The sequence below is a fragment of the Pseudomonas palmensis genome (assembly GCF_049942755.1).
Taxonomy (GTDB): domain Bacteria; phylum Pseudomonadota; class Gammaproteobacteria; order Pseudomonadales; family Pseudomonadaceae; genus Aquipseudomonas; species Aquipseudomonas palmensis.
In genome coordinates this window covers 231,067-249,177 of record NZ_CP187958.1, presented here as the reverse complement: position 1 = coordinate 249,177, position 18,111 = coordinate 231,067, and the positions used below count along the sequence as shown (strand labels likewise).

15 protein-coding genes are annotated in these 18,111 nt (G+C 64.3%); 9 read left to right on the top strand and 6 right to left on the bottom strand.

Annotated features, from left to right (window positions below; all coding sequences use genetic code 11):
• Window positions 1-74 precede the first annotated feature (74 nt).
• Together ACPRTJ_RS01305 and ACPRTJ_RS01300 are read right to left on the bottom strand one after the other, a co-directional pair.
• A complete protein-coding gene (locus ACPRTJ_RS01305) occupies window positions 75-1,724 on the bottom strand; it encodes a cyclic peptide export ABC transporter (RefSeq protein ID WP_104572892.1) in 1,650 nt (549 codons plus the stop codon).
• A gap of 139 nt (window positions 1,725-1,863) precedes the next feature.
• Entirely contained in the window at window positions 1,864-2,742 is an 879-nt protein-coding gene (locus tag ACPRTJ_RS01300) for a formylglycine-generating enzyme family protein (RefSeq protein WP_258662447.1), read from the bottom strand.
• 189 nt (window positions 2,743-2,931) lie between these two features.
• On the opposite strand from ACPRTJ_RS01300, the gene ACPRTJ_RS01295 reads away from it, so the two are divergent.
• Window positions 2,932-4,563: a PvdJ/PvdD/PvdP-like protein gene (locus tag ACPRTJ_RS01295; protein WP_426427842.1), complete on the top strand. Its 1,632-nt coding sequence runs from the start codon at window positions 2,932-2,934 to the stop codon at window positions 4,561-4,563.
• A gap of 12 nt (window positions 4,564-4,575) precedes the next feature.
• Here ACPRTJ_RS01295 and ACPRTJ_RS01290 read toward each other — a convergent pair whose 3' ends face one another.
• Genes ACPRTJ_RS01290 through ACPRTJ_RS01280 form a run of 3 tightly spaced genes read right to left on the bottom strand, consistent with a single transcriptional unit; the run spans window position 4,576 to window position 9,121 of the window.
• On the bottom strand, window positions 4,576-5,967 hold the full coding sequence (locus ACPRTJ_RS01290; RefSeq protein ID WP_274097193.1) for an efflux transporter outer membrane subunit: 1,392 nt from the start codon (window positions 5,965-5,967) through the stop codon (window positions 4,576-4,578).
• Between the two features lie 7 nt (window positions 5,968-5,974).
• A complete protein-coding gene (locus tag ACPRTJ_RS01285) occupies window positions 5,975-7,942 on the bottom strand; it encodes a MacB family efflux pump subunit (protein ID WP_104572888.1) in 1,968 nt (655 codons plus the stop codon).
• A complete protein-coding gene (locus ACPRTJ_RS01280; protein ID WP_253087356.1) occupies window positions 7,943-9,121 on the bottom strand; it encodes an efflux RND transporter periplasmic adaptor subunit in 1,179 nt (392 codons plus the stop codon).
• A gap of 255 nt (window positions 9,122-9,376) precedes the next feature.
• On the opposite strand from ACPRTJ_RS01280, the gene ACPRTJ_RS01275 reads away from it, so the two are divergent.
• The 3 genes from ACPRTJ_RS01275 to ACPRTJ_RS01265 all read left to right on the top strand — a co-directional run bounded on the left by ACPRTJ_RS01275 (window position 9,377) and on the right by ACPRTJ_RS01265 (window position 11,909).
• Entirely contained in the window at window positions 9,377-9,853 is a 477-nt protein-coding gene (locus tag ACPRTJ_RS01275) for a sigma-70 family RNA polymerase sigma factor (RefSeq protein ID WP_426427840.1), read from the top strand.
• 169 nt (window positions 9,854-10,022) lie between these two features.
• Complete coding sequence (locus tag ACPRTJ_RS01270; protein ID WP_104572885.1) at window positions 10,023-10,508, top strand: histidine kinase; 486 nt, start codon at window positions 10,023-10,025, stop codon at window positions 10,506-10,508.
• 84 nt (window positions 10,509-10,592) lie between these two features.
• Entirely contained in the window at window positions 10,593-11,909 is a 1,317-nt protein-coding gene (locus tag ACPRTJ_RS01265; RefSeq protein WP_104572884.1) for an MFS transporter, read from the top strand.
• 75 nt (window positions 11,910-11,984) lie between these two features.
• Here the strand turns inward: ACPRTJ_RS01265 and ACPRTJ_RS01260 are convergent, their stop codons facing one another.
• Window positions 11,985-13,649: an electron transfer flavoprotein-ubiquinone oxidoreductase gene (locus ACPRTJ_RS01260; protein ID WP_043863152.1), complete on the bottom strand. Its 1,665-nt coding sequence runs from the start codon at window positions 13,647-13,649 to the stop codon at window positions 11,985-11,987.
• A 543-nt stretch (window positions 13,650-14,192) separates the two neighbouring features.
• On the opposite strand from ACPRTJ_RS01260, the gene ACPRTJ_RS01255 reads away from it, so the two are divergent.
• The 5 genes from ACPRTJ_RS01255 (at window position 14,193) to ACPRTJ_RS01235 (ending at window position 17,942) form a co-directional block, all read left to right on the top strand.
• Window positions 14,193-14,942: an electron transfer flavoprotein subunit beta/FixA family protein gene (locus ACPRTJ_RS01255; protein ID WP_426427838.1), complete on the top strand. Its 750-nt coding sequence runs from the start codon at window positions 14,193-14,195 to the stop codon at window positions 14,940-14,942.
• Window positions 14,943-15,872 (top strand): electron transfer flavoprotein subunit alpha/FixB family protein, encoded by a 930-nt coding sequence (locus ACPRTJ_RS01250; protein WP_043863150.1) that lies wholly within the window; start codon window positions 14,943-14,945, stop codon window positions 15,870-15,872. It abuts the gene before it with no gap.
• Window positions 15,873-15,966: 94 nt separating this feature from the next.
• Complete coding sequence (locus tag ACPRTJ_RS01245; protein ID WP_244988700.1) at window positions 15,967-16,773, top strand: substrate-binding periplasmic protein; 807 nt, start codon at window positions 15,967-15,969, stop codon at window positions 16,771-16,773.
• A 9-nt stretch (window positions 16,774-16,782) separates the two neighbouring features.
• Window positions 16,783-17,136 (top strand): DUF4398 domain-containing protein, encoded by a 354-nt coding sequence (locus ACPRTJ_RS01240; RefSeq protein ID WP_043863148.1) that lies wholly within the window; start codon window positions 16,783-16,785, stop codon window positions 17,134-17,136.
• Window positions 17,133-17,942: an OmpA family protein gene (locus ACPRTJ_RS01235; RefSeq protein ID WP_043863147.1), complete on the top strand. Its 810-nt coding sequence runs from the start codon at window positions 17,133-17,135 to the stop codon at window positions 17,940-17,942. Before ACPRTJ_RS01240 ends, ACPRTJ_RS01235 begins: the two co-directional genes overlap by 4 nt.
• The last annotated feature ends 169 nt before the right edge of the window (window positions 17,943-18,111 follow it).

Sequence of the window (18,111 nt, the reverse complement as noted above, 5' to 3'; positions counted from 1 at the left end):
GAAGGGCGACGAATGCGATTTAGTTGCAAAGGCGGGCAGCGGCGAGCGGCGGTGCGCTCGCCGGTTCAAGGCGTTCAGGCGAAGACTTTTTCGCTGACCACACGACCGCCGTGCATGCGCACCAGTTGGTCGGCCACGTCGAAATAGCGGTCGTCGTGGGAGATCACGATGATGGTCTTGCCCAGGCGTTTGAGATCGGGCAGCAGCTCGGTGTAGAAGATCCGGCGGAAGGTCGGATCCTGGTCGGCGGCCCATTCGTCGAACACCAGCACCGGGCGCCCGTCGAGCCATGCATTGACCAGGGCCAGGCGCTTGCGCTGGCCGGTGGACAGGTCGGTGGTGGTGAAGGCGCCGTCGCGCACGCTGACCTTGTGCGCGATCTCCAGGCGCTCCAGGTACTGCGCGGCATCGTCGGGCAAGGCGCCTTCGCGCTGCACCAGTTCGTCGAACAGGAAGTAGTCGGCAAAGATGGTGGTGAACAGCTGGCGGTAATCGTCCAGGCCAGGCGCATCAACAGCCTTGCCGTTGAGCAGCACCATGCCCTGTTGCGGCGTGTACAGGCCCAGCAGCAGCTTGATCAGGGTGGTCTTGCCGCAGCCGTTCTCGCCGACGATGAACAGGATCTCGCCGGGCTCGATGTTCAGGTTGACCGGCCCCAGGCGGAAGGGCGCGGCGCCGGGTGCCGCCGGGAAGCTGTATTGAACGTCGCGCATTTCCAGGCCCTCGAAGGCGCCTGCGGGCTTTTCTGCAGCGCTGAGCAGCAGGTGTGGCTCGGGCGAGGAGAAGCGCTCGGCCAGGTCGGCGATGCGGCGGAAGGCGATTTGCGCCCGGCTGATGATCGGGATGTTGCCGATCAGGTTCTCCAGTGGGCCTTTCATGTACAGCAGTACCAGCACGAAGCCGCTCAGCGCGGTGGGGTTGCTGGCCGGCCAGAACGCCTGCAGGGCCAGGGCCAGGCCGATGACCACGAAGAACAGCATCGAACCCAGGCTCTTGGCGATCACGAAGATGTTGATGGCGCGTACATGGGTATCGCAGATGAAGTCGGCGGTGCCCTGGATGTTGCGGGTGAACATGGCGTGGCGGCGTGGGCGGTGGATGCGCAGTTCCTTGGCGCCCTCGGCGATTGCCTGGTAGTGCTTCTGCAGGTTGTCCTCGGCGTCGCGCGCGGCATGGAAACCCTTGACGCCGCGGCGCTGGGCAAAGAACTGCACCGCCGAACCGATGCCGATGGCGATCAGGGTCATCAGGCAGATCGGCCAGGACAGCATCGCCAGGTAGCCCAGGCAGCCGATCACCACGGTCAGCGAGATGGCCAGTGGCGCGAACGAAAAGGCGAAATCGCTGATGGTGTCGACGTCGTGGGTCAGCACCGGGATCAGGCGGTGGGTACGGTAGCGCTCGATCTGCTCGATCGGTGCGGCGAGCACCTTGGCGCCCAGGTCCTTGCGCAGCTTGGCGATGATTTTCTGGCCGACGTAGTTGCTGCCGATATCGGCCACGATGGTGCTGAGCAGGGCCAGAACGCATAGCCCGGTAAACGCCAGGACCACGCCCTTGCCCATGCCGCCGGCATCGTGCAGGCCCTGGTTGACGGTGGCCAGCAGGGCGGTGACGCTCAGGCCTCCGACGATACCCAGCGCGATCGAGGCGATCACGATGGCGCGGTAAGGCCTGAGCAGGCTGAAGAGTTCGCGAATGGCGCTACGCGGTGCTGCGGTCATGAAACTACCTCGGTCGCGACGTGGCTACGTGCTAAGGGCGAGTGGACCCGCGCACGGCGGGCTGTCTGAAACTGGACGAGTGGATACGCGGGGGATTTAGTGAGGGCGCCGGCGCGGCACCGGCGCCCTGGCCGGTCGGCTACAGGTCGCGCATCACACGAAAGCCCAGCCAGTCGCCGGCGTTGTCCGAACAGCGGTCGTTGCGGTTGCCTGAGCGCGAGAAGATCGGCGCTTCGGTCCAGTCGTTGCCGCGGATGTGCCGGTAGTCGCAGGTGGGGTCGCTCGGCTTGGAGTCGATCCAGGCGCTGCCATCGGTGGGTGCGCCGACGTAATCGTCATGCACGCTGTCGGCGACCCATTCGTAGACGTTGCCGTGCATGTCGTACATGCCGAAGGCGTTGGGGGGGAAGCTGCCCACCGGGGCGGTGAAGCTGAAGCCGTCTTCAGGCCCGTAGGTGTTGGCATGCCTGGCGATGCTGTATTCCTTGCCTTCGTCGAAGGGGAACGGGAAGGGGCCGGTGCTGCCGGCACGTGCGGCGTACTCGCGTACCGATTCGCTGAGCATGCGGTAGGGCTTGCCGGTCTTGTTCGACAGCCAGTCGATGTAGCGCTGCGCTTCGTGCCAGGTCATGCAGACGGCGGGGTGACGCGCGGTGGTCGGGTAGCTGGGGTTGCCGGCGCTGCATTTGCGGCCGGGGCGGTCATCGGCGTCGGGCATCTTGTAGCCGGTGTCGCGCAGAAATGCCTGCCACTGGCCGATGGTCACGGTGAAGCGGCTGACGGCAAATGGCTTGCTGAAGGTCACCTGGTGCAGCGGGCCTTCGTCGGGCTGGCGGCCGACTTCGTCATCAGGGGTGCCCATGGTAAAGCTGCCGCTGGGCAGCACGACCATTTCAGGGCAGTCCTTGCAGTCCTGGAACACCTCGCCCGGGGGCGGTACGGCGGCGTGTGCGGCGGGCATCAGGCAGGCGAGCAGGGCACCAAGGGCCAGTGCGTTGCGCCAGGGGGTCGGGATCATCTGGGGTCTCCATGAGGGGCGGATCGCTGCACGCAGGCAGGGACGGTACGCGGTGTGCTCCCCAGGAAGAACGAGCGCAGGGCCGATTAATTTATCCGGCACCGGGTGTGGCGCCGACACTAAATTTAACCTTCAAGCCTACGTCCTAGCTTGGATAAAGCCTGCTTCCAGGCTGATACAGGTAGGGCAATGACGATATCTCGACGAGGATTTGTCGCAGGCCTGGCACTGACCGGTGCTGCGGTGCCTGCTGCGTTGTACGCGCACAAGGAACTGACGCGACCCGAGCATCCGGTTACCCCGGGGGAAGCCAGGGTCGAGCTGCCGGATACGGCAGGACGCCAGTTGGCCGATCAGTTGCGCGGGGTGTGGAGCCTGCGCCTGGAAGGGCGCGATGCGGGACTGGACGGCCTGGCCACGCATGACCTGGAGGTGTTCATCGACATTGCACCGCGCGGGCGCGCGGTTCGCGGTTTCATCGACACCGCGCAGGCCCTGCGTGCCCCCGCGGCCCCGCGCTACAGCCTGCTGGGCGACCTGGCCACGCCGGGAGCGGGGGAGCTGACGTGGCGTCTTTTCGATCGGGAGCAGGGGCTGCAGCAACCGGTCTACGAATTGAGCATGGTGCTGGATGAGGTGTGGGGTGAATTTGCCAATGCCGGCAGCGGCACGCTTACCGGGCGCATTGCGCGCCTGGACCGCAGCCTTGCCCTGGTACAGCAGGACAACCGTTTTGTCGCCACCCGCAAGCTGTTCCCGGAAGCACGCGAGCGCATCGGCTTGCAGCCGGCCCTGCTGAACTGGCTGATTTCCGACGAGCACAGGTTGTTTCACCAACTCTGGCACGCTTCGCGTGACCAGTGGCACTCGTTGCCCGAAGACAAGCGCAATGCCTTGCGCGGGCTTGGCTGGCAGCCGGGAACGCGCGAGCGCGAGCGCGATGCGCGGGGGCCGACCAAGGACCGCAATGGCTCCGGGGTGGATTTTCTGTTCATGCATCGACATATGCTGCAGACCGCGCGGGGGTTGCAGGACCTGCCTTCCTGGCCGCGCTTTCCGGCGCCACAGCCGGAGCTTGAACGCGACCGCCTGGGCTTTGCGCGCTACTTCGACAACCATGATGGCTGTGCGGTGCCGCCAACCTGGCTGGCGCCGGGGGATGCCGAGTACACCCAGTGGGTCAGTGACATCAAGAGTGCCGAGACCTACCACAGCAATTTCGAGGTATGGGAGTCGCAGTACCGCGACCCGCGCTACCTGTCGCGCCTGACCCTGGGGCAGTTGGGCTCGGAGATGGAGCTGGGCCTGCATGACTGGCTGCACATGCGCTGGGCGTCGGTGCCGCGTGACCCGTCCAACGGTGCGCCAGTACCCATGGCGCGTGACCTGGACGACTTCTCGGCGCGTTGGTACGGGCCCGAAAACGACTTTCTCGGCGATCCGTTTTCCTCCCATGTGAACCCTGTGTTCTGGCTGTTCCATGGCTGGATCGATGACCGTATCGAAGACTGGTTCCGCGCCCACGAACGCTTCCACCCCGGCCAGGTGACGCGCAACCGGGTCAATGGCGTGCCGTGGTTCGCCAAGGGGCGCTGGGTCGATATCAGGCAGCCCTGGCTGGGCCCTGTGACCCATGGTTGCAGCACCACGCCAGGCCTGCAGCCGGGCAAGAGTGTGGAGATGGACCCGGAGACCATGAAGCTGGCGCTGCGGGTGATCGTCGCCAATACCAAGGACAATCAGCGTTTCAAGGGGTTGCTGCGCCGGGTGCCGCAACGGCCCTGGTACGCGCGTCACCTGGTGGTCACGCGTCGCACCTGAGGGCAGGTGCAGTCATTGCACCTGCCACCCCCCTCCCACAGCCTTGTACAGGGCGATGCTGGCCTGCAGTCGCTGCAGATGCAGCAGCACGGCCTCGTCCTGGCTTTCGTACAGGCTGCGTTGCGCGTCCAGCACATTGAGCAGCAATTCGGCGCCTGCCTCGTAGCGTGTGCGTGCAATGTCGAAGGCCTGCTGGGCCTGGTTCAGCTCGACGCGCTGCCATTGGCGCTGGCGATCGAGGCCGTCGATGCTGTTGAGGGCCTTTTCGACATCGGCAAATGCGTTGATCAGTTCGCCGCGGTATTTTTCCAGCAGTTCCTGCTGCACGGCGGTGGCCTTGTCGCGTTCGGCACCGAGCCGCCCATTGTTGAAGATCGGCGCACTGAGGCCGGCCGCCAGGCTGTAGAACGGGTTGCGCAGCACGTCGGCGGCGACGTTGGCGCCGGAGCCCAGGCCGGCAGTCAGGGTCAACTTGGGCAGCATTGCGGCGCGCGCCACCTGCACGTCGGCCTTGGCCGCTGCCAGGCGAGCCTCGGCCGCGGCGATGTCTGGCCGGCGGCTGAGCAGGTCGCTGGGCAACCCGGCATCGATGCCAGGGGCGGCGATGCGGTTGAAATCGCTGGCGTGCAGGGTGAGGGCCTGCACCGGCTTGCCCAGCAATGCGGCCAGGGTGATGCGGGCCTCGGTGGCCTGCTGGCGCAGCAATGGCAGCCGGCGCTGCTGCGCAGCGACCAGTACTTGCTGCTGGGCCAGCTCAAGTGCAGTTGCCGAGCCCGCGTTGTACTTGGCGCGTACCACCTCCAGTACCTGCTGGGCGTTGGCCAGGTTGAGGCTGGCGATACGCTGCTGTTCGTCCAGGGCCAGGGCCTGCAGGTAGAAGCTGGCCACGTTGCTGAACAGGGTCAGGGTGACGGTAGCCTGGTCGAACTCGCTGGCCTTGAGGGTCTGCTCGGCACTGTCGCGTGCCGCCGCATTGCCGCCCCAGAAGTCGACCTCGTAGCTGGCGTTGAAGCTGGCGCTGTAGCTGACCGATTCTCGGTCGTTGGTGCTGCTGGAGGTGCCGTAGCCGTTATGGTGCATCTGTTTTTCGCGATTGCCGGCCAGGGCTGCGCCAACTTCGGGCAGCAGCGTGCCGCCAGCGATGGTGCGCGCCGCACGGGCCTGGCGCACGCGGGCGATGGCAGCGGCAATGTCGTAGCTGCCGCTGTCGGCCTGTGCGATCAGTTGGTCGAGTTCGGGACTGGCAAAGCTGCGCCACCAGGCGCGGTTGCTGTCGCGCACCGCCTGGGTGTTGGCTGACTGCCACTGTTGTGGCGGGGCAAACCCGATGTCCGGCGGGGTGGGTGGAGTGCTGCAGGCACTGAGCAGCAGGGCCAGGCTCAATGCGCTCAAGAGCGGTTTCATCGGAGATTCATTCACTGGTGAGGGCCTTGACCGGATCGAGACGGGCGGCTTTGCGTGCGGGCATGAAACCGAATACCACGCCGGTGATGACCGCGCAGGTGAATGCGCCAAGCATGGCGCCCAGGGTAAAGGCCACGGCAATGTCGGCCAGTAGCAGGCCGCCGCCGATCAACAGCGCCAGGGCAATGCCGGTGATGCCACCGACCATCGACAGCAGCACCGCTTCGCTGAGGAACTGGCGCAGGATGTCGCGCTGGCGGGCGCCGGTGGCCATGCGGATGCCGATTTCGCGAGTGCGTTCGCGCACGGTCATCAGCATGATGTTCATCACCCCGATGCCGCCCACCAGCAGCGAAATGGCTGCGATTGCGCCCAGCATCAGCGACAGGGTGTTCTGGGTGCGGGCCTCGGCCTGGATCAGCGCCGCATCGTTGGTCAGCTCGAAATCATGCTTGCCGTTGTGCAGGCGGCGCATCAGGTGATCGATGGCCTGCTCGGTTTCCTTGACCCGGCCCGAGTCGACTGCGCCGATGGTGACGTACTCCGGATCGCGGCTGCCGAACAGGCGCACGGCAGCGGCGGAGTAGGGCACCACGATGCGGCCATCGCTGTCCTGGTTGCCGGAGCTGGAACCTTTTTCGGCGAGTATGCCGATGACCTGGAAGGGCACGTTGCCGATCAGGATGTACTGGCCAATAGGGTCGCCGGCATCCTTGAGGAGTTTTTCCCTGACCTTGTGACCGATCACCGCGACGGCTGCGGCAGCATGTTCGTCAGCGTCGGTGAAAAAGCTGCCTTCGACCACCGGCCAGTTGAAGATCTCGGGGAAGTGGGTGTTGTTGCCGCCGACGTAGAAGCGCTGGTTGCTGTTGCCGTAACGCACCGTCAGTTCGCTGCCGATGACCGGCATGATCATCTTCACCTGCGGTAACTGCGCCACTGCTGCCACATCGTCGAGGGTCACCACTCCGGCGGGGGCGTTGTGCGTCGGCTCGCTGCCGCTGAGGTAAAGGATGTTGGAGCCGAAGGCGGCCATCTGCGCCATGACCTGGCGCTTGCTGCCTTCGCCGACGGCCAGCATCACCACCACCGAGGCCACGCCGATGACGATGCCGAGCAGGGTCAGGGCGGTGCGGAAGCGGTTGATCCACATCAGGCGCCAGGCGGCCTGCAGGGCTTCGATGAGCTCGCCTTTCCAGGCCCCGCTCTGGGTGGCGCCGCGGTCCAGGCGCTGGCGCAGGTCGTCTGCATTCAGGCTGGCCACCGCTGCGCGCGCTGGCGCCGCCGCGTTGGCCGAGTCGCTTAGGATCAGGCCGTCGCGGATCTCGATGATGCGCTTGGCGCGCGCGGCGACTTCGCGGTCATGGGTGATCAGGATCACGACGTGGCCCTGGCCTGCCAGTTCGTCGAGCAGGCTCATCACTTCGGCGCCGCTCTGGCTGTCGAGGGCGCCGGTGGGTTCGTCGGCCAGGATGATGTGGCCGCCGTTCATCAGCGCGCGGGCAATCGAGACACGTTGCTGCTGACCGCCGGACAGCTGGTGCGGACGGTTGCCCGTGCGGGTGGCCAGGCCCAGTCGGGCCAGCAGCCCGGCCGCGCGGGCATGGCGCTCGGCGGCAGGGGTACCGGCGTAGATTGCCGGCATCTCGACGTTTTCCTGGGCCGACCCGGAGGCGATCAGGTGGTAGCCCTGGAACACGAAGCCGAAGGCTTCGCGACGGATCCAGGCCAGTTCGTCGCTGTCCAGTTCGGCGACATCCTTGCCGGCAAAGTAGTACTGGCCGCTGGTGGGGCGGTCGAGGCAGCCCAGGATGTTCATCAGGGTCGACTTGCCCGAGCCCGAAGCCCCGACGATGGCAACGAACTCACCGGGCTGGATGGCCAGGCTGATACCGCGTACCACCTCGACCTTGGGCGTGTCGATGCCGCCGTAGGATTTGCGTATGTCGCGCAGTTCGATCAGGGGCGTGGACATTCAGCCTCCACTGGCGGCGGGCGCGCCGATCAGCAGGGTGTCGCCCTCGGCCAGGCCTTCGAGGATCTGCACGCGCAGGCGATCGCTGAGGCCGGCGCGAACCTGGCGTTGCTCGACCTTGCCGTTGGGGTGCAGTACCTGGACCAGGCGCATGTCGTTTTGCCGGGCATCGGGCTCCAGCGCCACGATCGGGGCAGTGAGCACGTTGCTGGCCTGGCCGGCGACGAAGAACACTTGGGCGGTCATTTCCGCCATCAGGGAATTGTCGACGTTGTCCACGTCCAGCAGGACGGTATACAGCACGACCTTGCCCCCACCGCCGGAGGCGCTGGAGCTGGTGGGGCTGCCACCGCCCTGGCTGATCTGGTCGAGCGGCTTGGGCGGTATCGGCAGGATCTGGCGCACGGTGCTGCTCCAGCGGCGCTTGCCGCCGGCCAGGGTGGTGAAGTAGGCCTGCATGCCGGGTTTGACGTTGCCGATGTCGGCCTCCGAGACCTCAGCCCATACGGTCATCGGCGACAGCTTGGCGATGCGCAGGATCAGCGGTGTTTGCTGCTGCGCGTTGAGTGTCTGGCCCTCACGCGCATCCACGGCGACCACCGTGCCGGACATCGGCGCGTAGATACGCGTGTAGCCCAGCTCTGCCTCGTCGCTGCGCAGGCTGGCCTGGGCCTGCAGGATCTGCGCCTGGAACATGCCGATGCGTGCCTGGGTGACTTTCAGTTGTGCCTGTGCGGTCTGCACATCCTCTTCGCGGGTAGCGCCGCTGGCGGCCAGTTGCTGCTGGCGCTTGAGCTGATGCTCGGCCAAGGTGTACTGGGCGCGCTGCTCCTGCAGCTGGGCCTTGAGGTTCTCGATCGAATAGCGGCCTGCATCGAGGCGTGCCTTCTGGGTCGAAGGGTCGATCTCGACCAGCAGTTGGCCTTCCTCGACGTGGTCTCCGGTTTCCACATGCAACTTGCGGATCTGTCCCGAGGCCTGGGCGCCGACATCGACATAGCGGCGTGGCTGCAGGGTGCCGAGTGCTGTCACGCTGCTTTCGATGTCGGCGCGGGTGACCTTGATGGTGTTCGAGGGCTCACCACCCAATGGCAGGGTTTGCCAGGCCGCCAGGCTGCCGGCGGCGAGCAGGCCGAGGCCGCAGAGCAACAGGCGGCGATTTTTCGTAAGACGTGTCATGCGGGCTTCCAGCCAGAAGGGTTTACCCGCGAGTTGCTGGCGTAGACAGCGCAGGCACGGGGGCTCCTCGTTAGACGAGCTATATGCGCAGGAATTTACCGGTGCACATTCAGGGTCGCAGGCCGTGCAGTCGGGTAATCTGCGAGGCGTGACGGAGGTTGCTGAGAATAATAATAATTTGTATTGTTGCCTACTGGCTTCACCCTGATTCTCCATTCTCGGCGCTTTAGCGCCGAATCCTGGCCAGGTGTCGTTTTGGAAAACTACTATCGCGAACTGGTGAGCTTTCTGTGTGTTCGGCTGGGCAGTCGCCAGGCGGCCGAGGACGTGGCCCACGACGCTTATGTGCGAGTGCTCGAGCGACATGGCGAACAGCAGATCGAGTATCCGCGGGCTTTTCTCTACCGTACCGCGCTGAATCTGGTGATCGACGACCATCGGCTTAGTCAGGTGCGGCACAACGAGCCGCTGGAAGTGCTCGACACCGACGAGGCATTCCGTTCGCCGGCGCCCTGCCAGCGCATGGACATGGATCGCCGACTGGAGCTGATGCAGCAGGCGTTGGGGGAACTAAGCCCTGGGTGCCGGGACAGTTTCCTTCTACGCAAGCTGGAGGGGCTTTCTCACCAGCAAATTGCCGAAAGACTCGGAATTTCTCGCAGTCTGGTGGAAAAAAATATCGTCAATGCCATGAAGCATTGCCGGGCGCGGATGCGCCAAAATTCCGTCTGATGTACTGGTCAGCAATAAACAATTGAGGCTGCGCCTTGATTTCCCAGCATTTCCCTACAACTATCTATCAGATCCGTCACCTGACGTAATGCCTGTCGCAGCCTGAGGTTTATCGTGGCGTAGTAGCGGTCAAGGAATGTCTTCCATGCTCTCTATCCAGGCCCTTCCGATGCCCGACAAGTCCATGCGAATCCTGATTGCCGATGAGCACCCCATCCAACTGCTGCAGTTGGAGAAGATGCTCAACGGCCTGGGGTATTACCGGATTGCCCCTGTCGAGACCTTCGACGACCTGCAGCGCCTGGTGCAGAACGCGCTTTTGCCGTTCAGTCTGCTGGTCGGAAATATCGACCTGGCCAGCCACGTGGGGGTCGATCTGGAGCGGTTCTGTCGCGTGAGTACGCAGATCCAGCATGTGCTGCTGTATGAGTCGCAACACCTTCGCGTACCTGCGGTGCCTGCTGGCCAGCGTCAGGCGGTGAGCGTCAGCCTGCCCAAGGTGCCCGACAACGAGGCCCTGCAGTCCTTCATGGCTATCATCGATGCCCCGCTGCTGCTGGGGCAGTTGCCCAACCCCGGGTACAGGCCTGCTGGTAACGCGCCCCCCATGCGCCGCCTGAACATGGGGCATACGGTGTTCCCTCGCGAGGCCTGAGCCGTTCGCCGCTTTTTGGTATGCTCTGCGCCTGTCCTGGCGCGCCTTGCTGCGCGCAGTGAGCCTATCGAAGCGGATGCCTTTATGACTGCCACCAACCCTGCGCGCCCGCTGCGGCTTTCGCGCGACGACCACAAGACCCTGGGCCTGGCGGCGCTGGGCGGTGCGCTGGAGATCTACGATTTCATCATATTCGTGTTCTTCGCGCTGACCCTGAGCCAGCTGTTCTTCCCGCCCGAGATGCCGGAGTGGCTGCGTCTGCTGCAGAGCTTCGGGATCTTCGTCACCGGGTACCTGGCGCGGCCGCTGGGCGGCATCCTGATGGCGCATTTTGCCGATCACCTGGGGCGCAAGAAGGTGTTCAGCCTGAGCATCCTGATGATGGCGCTGCCGTGCCTGCTGATCGGGGTGATGCCGACCTATGCCGACATCGGCTACGCGGCGCCGCTGATCCTGCTGGGCCTGCGCATTCTGCAGGGCGCGGCGGTGGGCGGTGAGGTGCCAAGTGCCTGGACCTTCGTCGCCGAGCATGCGCCGGCCGGGCGGCGGGGCTATGCGCTGGGTTTTCTGCAGGCCGGGCTGACGTTCGGCTACCTGCTGGGCGCGCTGACCGCCACGGCGCTGGCCCAGGTGTTCACCGCCCAGGAGATTCTGGACTACGCCTGGCGCTATCCATTCTTGCTGGGCGGGGTGTTCGGCGTGATCGGGGTGTGGCTGCGCCGCTGGCTGAGCGAGACGCCGGTGTTCCTGGCGCTGCGCGAGCGGCGTGAACAACCGGTGGCCTTCCCGCTGCGCACGGTGCTGCGCGAGCACCGCCGCGCGCTGGTGCCGGCGGCCCTGCTGACCTGCGTGCTGACCTCGGCGGTGGTGGTGCTGGTGGTGATTACCCCGACGGTGATGCAGCAGCGCTTCGGCATGAGCGCGGCCGACACCTTCGCCCTGAGCGCGCTGGGTATCGTGTTCTTGAACATCGGTTGCGTGCTGGCCGGCTTGCTGGTGGACCGGGTAGGTGCCTGGCGCGCGCTGATGGTCTACAGCCTGTTGCTGCCGCTGGGAGTGGGGGCGCTGTATGCCAGCCTGATCGGCGGCTGGGGCTGGACCGGGGTGGCCTATGCGCTGGCAGGGCTGGCCTGTGGTGTGGTGGGGGTGGTGCCGTCGGTGATGGTCGGGCTGTTTCCGCCGGCCATTCGCGTGTCGGGGATTTCCTTTACCTACAACCTGGCCTATGCGCTGTGGGCCAGCACCACGCCGCTGATGCTGATTGCGCTGATGCCGTGGAGCCCATGGGTGTGTGTGGGGTTCTGCCTGCTGATGGGCACGGTGGGCCTGCTCACGGCGGTGTACTTCAGTGCGCGGGAGGACCTGCGGGCCGGGGATGAACTGGTGTTGGCGAAGGTGTGAGACCGTTTGCTCGAACGCCTTCACGAAAAAGCCCCCAGCGCCGCAAGGCGTGGGGGCTTTTTTTATGGGCGGTACTTACATGTTCGGGTAAGTCGGGCCGCCAGCACCTTCAGGGGTCACCCAGGTGATGTTCTGCGAAGGGTCCTTGATGTCACAGGTCTTGCAGTGCACGCAGTTCTGGGCGTTGATCTGGAAGCGCTTGCTGCCGTCTTCCTGGCTGATCACCTCGTATACGCCGGCCGGGCAGTAGCGCTGCGCCGGTTCGTCGTACAACGGCAGGTTGGTGCCGATCGGGATGCTCGGGTCGGTCAGCTTCAGGTGGCACGGCTGCTCTTCTTCATGGTTGGTGCTGGAGAGGAACACCGAGCTCAGCTTGTCGAAGCTCAACTTGCCATCGGGCTTGGGGTAATCGATCTTCTTCGAGTCGGCCGCCAGCTTGAGGCAGGCGTAGTCCGGCTTGGTGTCGTGCAGGGTGAACGGCAGCTTGCCGCCGAACCAGTTCTGGTCGACATAGTTGAATGCCGCGCCGAGCATCGGGCCGAACTTGTGCATCGCCGGGCCGAAGTTGCGGCTGGCGAACAGTTCTTCGTACAGCCAGCTGGCCTTGAAGCCGTCGACGTAGGCGGTCAGTTCGTCGCCACCCTCGCTACCGGCCAGCAGCGCATCGGCCACCGCTTCGGCTGCGAGCATGCCGGACTTCATGGCGGTGTGGCTGCCCTTGATCTTGGCCACGTTCATGGTGCCCAGGTCGCAGCCGATCAGCGCGCCGCCCTTGAATACCATTTTCGGCAGCGAGTTCAGGCCGCCCTTGGCCAGGGCACGGGCGCCATAACTGATGCGCTTGCCACCCTCCAGGTACTGGGCGAGCACCGGGTGGTGCTTGAGGCGCTGGAACTCGTCGAACGGGGAGAGGTAGGCGTTGGCATACGACAGGTCGACGATCAGGCCGACCACCACCTGGTTGTTTTCCAGGTGATACAGGAACGAGCCACCGGTGTTCTCGGTGCTCATCACGTCCAGCGGCCAGCCGGCGGTGTGGATCACCAGGCCCTGCTGGTGCTTGGCCGGGTCGATTTCCCAGATTTCCTTGAGACCGATGCCGTAGTGCTGCACGTCGCTGGCGTTGTCCAGGTCGAAGCGCTTGATCAGTTGCTTGCCGATATGCCCACGGCAGCCTTCGGCGAACAGCGTGTACTTGCCGCGCAGTTCCATGCCGGGGGTGTATACGCCTTCCTTGGGGTTGCCTTCGCGGTCGACACCCAGGTCGCCGGTGATGATCCCGCGGACCACGCCGTTTTCATCGAACAGCGCTTCCTGGGCAGCGAAGCCTGGGTAGACTTCCACGCCCAGGTTCTCGGCCTGCTGGGCCAGCCAGCGGCACAGGTTGCCCAGCGAGATGATGTAGTTGCCTTCGTTGTGCATGGTCTTGGGCACGAACAGATCGGGCACCTTGACCGAGCTGCTGGCGTCGCGCAGCACGTAGATGTCGTCGCGCTTGACCTCGGTGTTCAGTGGCGCGCCGAGTTCTTTCCAGTCCGGGAACAGTTCGTTCAGGGCACGCGGCTCGAACACCGCACCGGAGAGAATGTGTGCACCGACCTCGGAGCCTTTCTCGACCACGCAGACGCTGATTTCATTACCGGCTTCGGCGGCCTTCTGCTTCAGTCGGCAGGCGGCGGACAGGCCTGCCGGGCCAGCGCCGACGATGACCACGTCGAATTCCATGTATTCGCGTTCCACAGGTTCTCTCCTACTCAAGGCTCATCGGTTTTTCTTTGTTGGCGGGTGTCAGGCGGTCATTTCGAAGTACCCGGGTGTGTAGCTCGGGTGATGACGGACTACACCGCTTTCTCTTGGCCGCGCATTATATCTACACCACTTGCGAGGTCCAATACAAACGTTTGTTTGAATTTGCCGCAGCCCAGTAAAATCAAAGACGCACGGCTTGAAGCTGGCTGGTTTGCCGTATTGACCGGATTGGGCGTTACGGTCAAGATACGGGCGGTTTTACGCTCGCCGTAGGCTGACCGTCGGATGCAGGAGCACCCCTAAAAACCAGGCAAAAAGCAGGGCAGTTACGCCAGGACCCGCCTTTGTAGTGGAGTTTACACGCCACGACAAACAATGACCCACGGGTTTTGCGCGCAAGCGTCGAGAACAGACTGCACAGTCAGTTGAATTTCACCTGCTCGCGTTCGTTTTTGGAGGTGCCCTTGTACCCACGCGCAATCGCCCGGTTCTGCCCAGGCGACATTCTTTTCACCGGAGAGTAACGAGGAATCCATGAAGGTTCTTGTAGCTGTCAAACGAGTGGTCGACTATAACGTCAAGGTTCGCGTCAAGGCGGACAACTCCGGCGTAGACCTTGCTAACGTCAAGATGTCCATGAACCCCTTCTGCGAAATCGCCGTAGAAGAAGCCGTGCGCCTGAAAGAGAAGGGCGTGGCGAGCGAAATCGTCGTCGTTACCGTCGGCCCGGCCACTGCCCAGGAGCAGCTGCGTACCGCCCTGGCACTGGGTGCCGACCGCGCCGTGCTGGTCGAGTCGGCTGAAGAGCTGACCTCGCTGGCCGTGGCCAAGCTGCTCAGGGCTGTGGTCGACAAGGAGCAGCCGCAACTGGTCATCCTTGGCAAGCAGGCCATCGACAGCGACAACAACCAGACCGGCCAGATGCTGGCTGCGCTGACCGGTTATGCCCAGGGTACTTTCGCCTCCAAGGTGGAAGTGGCCGGCGACAAGGTCAACGTCACCCGTGAAATCGATGGCGGCCTGCAGACCGTTGCTCTGAACCTGCCGGCGATCGTGACCACCGACCTGCGTCTGAACGAGCCGCGCTATGCGTCGCTGCCGAACATCATGAAGGCCAAGAAGAAGCCGCTGGAGACTGTGACTCCGGACGCGCTGGGCGTTTCCACCGCCTCTACCAACAAGACCCTGAAAGTCGAAGCGCCAGCTGCACGCAGCGCTGGTATCAAGGTCAAGTCGGTGGCTGAACTGGTCGAGAAACTGAAGAACGAGGCGAAGGTAATCTAAATGACTATCCTGGTTATCGCTGAACACGAAAACGGCGCCGTTGCCCCGGCGACCCTGAACACCGTTGCTGCCGCCGCGAAAATCGGTGGCGATATCCACGTACTGGTCGCTGGCCAGAACGTGGGTGGCGTTGCCGAAGCTGCCGCGAAAATCGCTGGTGTGGCCAAGGTGCTGGTAGCCGACAACGCTGCCTATGCGCACCAGCTGCCGGAAAACGTCGCGCCGCTGGTGGCCGAGCTTGGCAAGGCCTACAGCCACGTGCTGGCACCAGCCACCTCCAACGGCAAGAACATCCTGCCGCGCGTTGCCGCGCTGCTGGACGTCGACCAGATCTCCGAGATCATCGCGGTCGAGTCGGCGGACACCTTCAAGCGTCCGATCTACGCCGGTAACGCCATTGCCACCGTGCAATCGAGCGCTGCGGTCAAGGTCATCACCGTGCGTGCCACCGGCTTCGACGCCGTTGCCGCCGAAGGTGGTTCGGCTGCTGTCGAAGCGGTTGGCGCTGCCCACGATGCGGGCAAGTCGGCATTTGTCGGCGAAGAGCTGGCCAAGTCCGATCGTCCTGAGCTGACCGCTGCCAAGATCGTCGTTTCCGGCGGCCGCGGCATGCAGAACGGCGACAACTTCAAGCACCTGTACGCGCTGGCGGACAAGCTCGGCGCCGCCGTGGGTGCTTCGCGCGCCGCGGTCGACGCAGGCTTCGTGCCCAACGACATGCAGGTCGGCCAGACCGGCAAGATCGTTGCGCCGCAGCTGTACATCGCCGTCGGTATCTCCGGCGCGATCCAGCACCTGGCCGGCATGAAGGACTCCAAGGTGATCGTTGCGATCAACAAGGACGAAGAGGCGCCGATCTTCCAGGTGGCCGACTACGGCCTGGTCGCCGACCTGTTCGAAGCCGTACCTGAGCTGGAGAAGCTGGTTTAATCCAGCCGCTTCACTTATAAAGAGCCCGGTCTTTTGATCGGGCTTTTTTATTTCGCGACGCAAGGGAGGCATGTGCATGGGGTGGCTTGGCCGAATGGCGATGGCGGGATTGCTGGGGTTTGCCTGCTTGCCCACGGCGGCGCTGGCGGTGGGCAAGTGCGAGCGTCTGGTGGCGACCGGCAGCCCCGATGCGCCGCCCTATGCCTGGCGCGACCCGCAGGACCCCAGGCACCTGATTGGCGCCAACGTCGACCTGCTCAAGCAGGTGGCGACGGAGCTTGGGCTGAAGGTCGAGGTGCTGTACGCAGGCAAGCGCAACGAGGCGCAGGATGAAGTGCGCAGCGGGCGCATGGACCTGCTGGTGGATGCGCCGCTGGCCACTGAAGACCTGACCCGCGTCGACTTCATCCACCCGGCGCTGCTGCAGAACGACTACCTGGTGTGGACCCGGCACGACTCCACGCTGGCCTACGACGGCCTGGCCGATCTGCACCAGCACCAGGGCGCGATCTCGGAGAAGGCCAGGCTGACCCCGGCGTTCGCCCAGTTTGCCAAGGACCAGTTGAAGCTGGCGCCGGCGCAGAACCTGACCCAGGCATTCCAGAAGCTTTTGCTTGGCCAGGTCGACTATGTGCTGGCCGGGCGTTACGCCGGCATGGCCATGGCGCAGACCCTTGGCATGGCCAACGACCTGATCGCCCGCGGCCTGCCGCTGGATCGCCCGGGGCTGTACCTGGCGCTGTCGCACAATTCGGCGTGCAATGACGCCTGGTTGCGCGGACAGCTGGCCAAAAAACTGACAGAATTGCCGGCCTCAGGCGTGCCTCAGGCAGTACTGCAACGCAATGTCGAGCGCTGGAAGGCGCAGCTGCAGCAACCGCTCGACGCCCCCAAACAGTAGGAAGATTGTGTGAGAACTCAACCGCTTTTCGCTGCCATGGCGTTACTGGCCCTGGCCGGTTGCGCTGCCGACCCGGCGCCCCACGAGCAGATGCGCCTGTCCGAACAGGCGCTGGAGCAGGCCAAGGCCGTCGGTGCCACCGACGAAGTGGCCGAGCTGAAGCTGGCCGAAGACAAGCTTGCCCGCGCCCGCAGCAACATGGCCAGCGAGTCGTACCGTGATGCGCGGCTGCGCGCCGAGCAGGCCGAGCTTGATGCGCGGCTGGCCGAAGCCCGGGTGCTGACCCTCAAGAGTCAGGAGCAGCTGTCGCTGCTGCAATCGCGGGTCAATCGTCTGCGAAAGCAGTTGGGGGAGCAACAGTGAGTTCGATCAAGCCCTTGGTGGCCGTGTTATGTGCAGGTGTGCTGGGGTTGCAGGGCTGCGCCAGCGAGCGCAGCGAAACCGCCCTCGACCAGGCCGCCGCCAGTTTCCAGGCAGTGAAGGACGATTCCAATGTGCTGCGCAGTGCGCCGCGTGACGTGATCCGCGCCGGCGAGTCGCTGGCCCGTGCCGAGCGGTTGTCCAGCTACGTGGGCAGTGGTGCGGACGTGCGCCATTACGCCTACCTGAGTCAGCGCTACAGCGAGATTGCCCGCGAGCACAGCAACCTGGTGCTCAATCAGGAGCGCCTGGCCAAGCTCGAACTGGAGCGCCAGCGCCTGCAGCTGGCCCTGCGCGAAGCCAAGCTGGTCAGCGTGCAGCAGCAGGGCAAATGGCTGGAGGCGCAGATCGTCAGCCTGGCCACGACCCAGAGCGACCGTGGCCTGGTGATGACCCTGGGTGACGTGCTGTTCGATACCGGGCAGGCCGAATTGAAGAACTCCGCCAGCCGTACCGTGCTCAAGCTGGTGCAGTTTCTGCAGCTCAACCCCCGGCGCGTTGTGCGCATCGAGGGGTATACCGACAGCACCGGCACTCCCGAGGACAACCTGACGCTGTCGCGTGATCGTGCGCAGGCCGTGGCGGACATGCTGGTCGACCTGGGCGTCGACGAAAAACGCATCCAGGTCGAAGGCTATGGCGACCAGTACCCGATCGAGGCCAATGCCTCGGAGCGGGGCAGGGCGCAGAACCGTCGGGTGGAGATCGTGTTTTCCGACGAGAAAGGCCACCTGGGCGCGCCGCGCTGAGGTCGAGGTAAACAAAAAACCGGTGATAGTCACCGGTTTTTTTATGCCGCAAAGCTTGAAAAAGCCGCTGTCACACAACTGTGTAGTCGACTATTCTGGCATCTGTGCCCGTACACTTATGCACTGTTCCGGTATTCTTCGCCGACTGTACAAGAACAATTAGATAGCC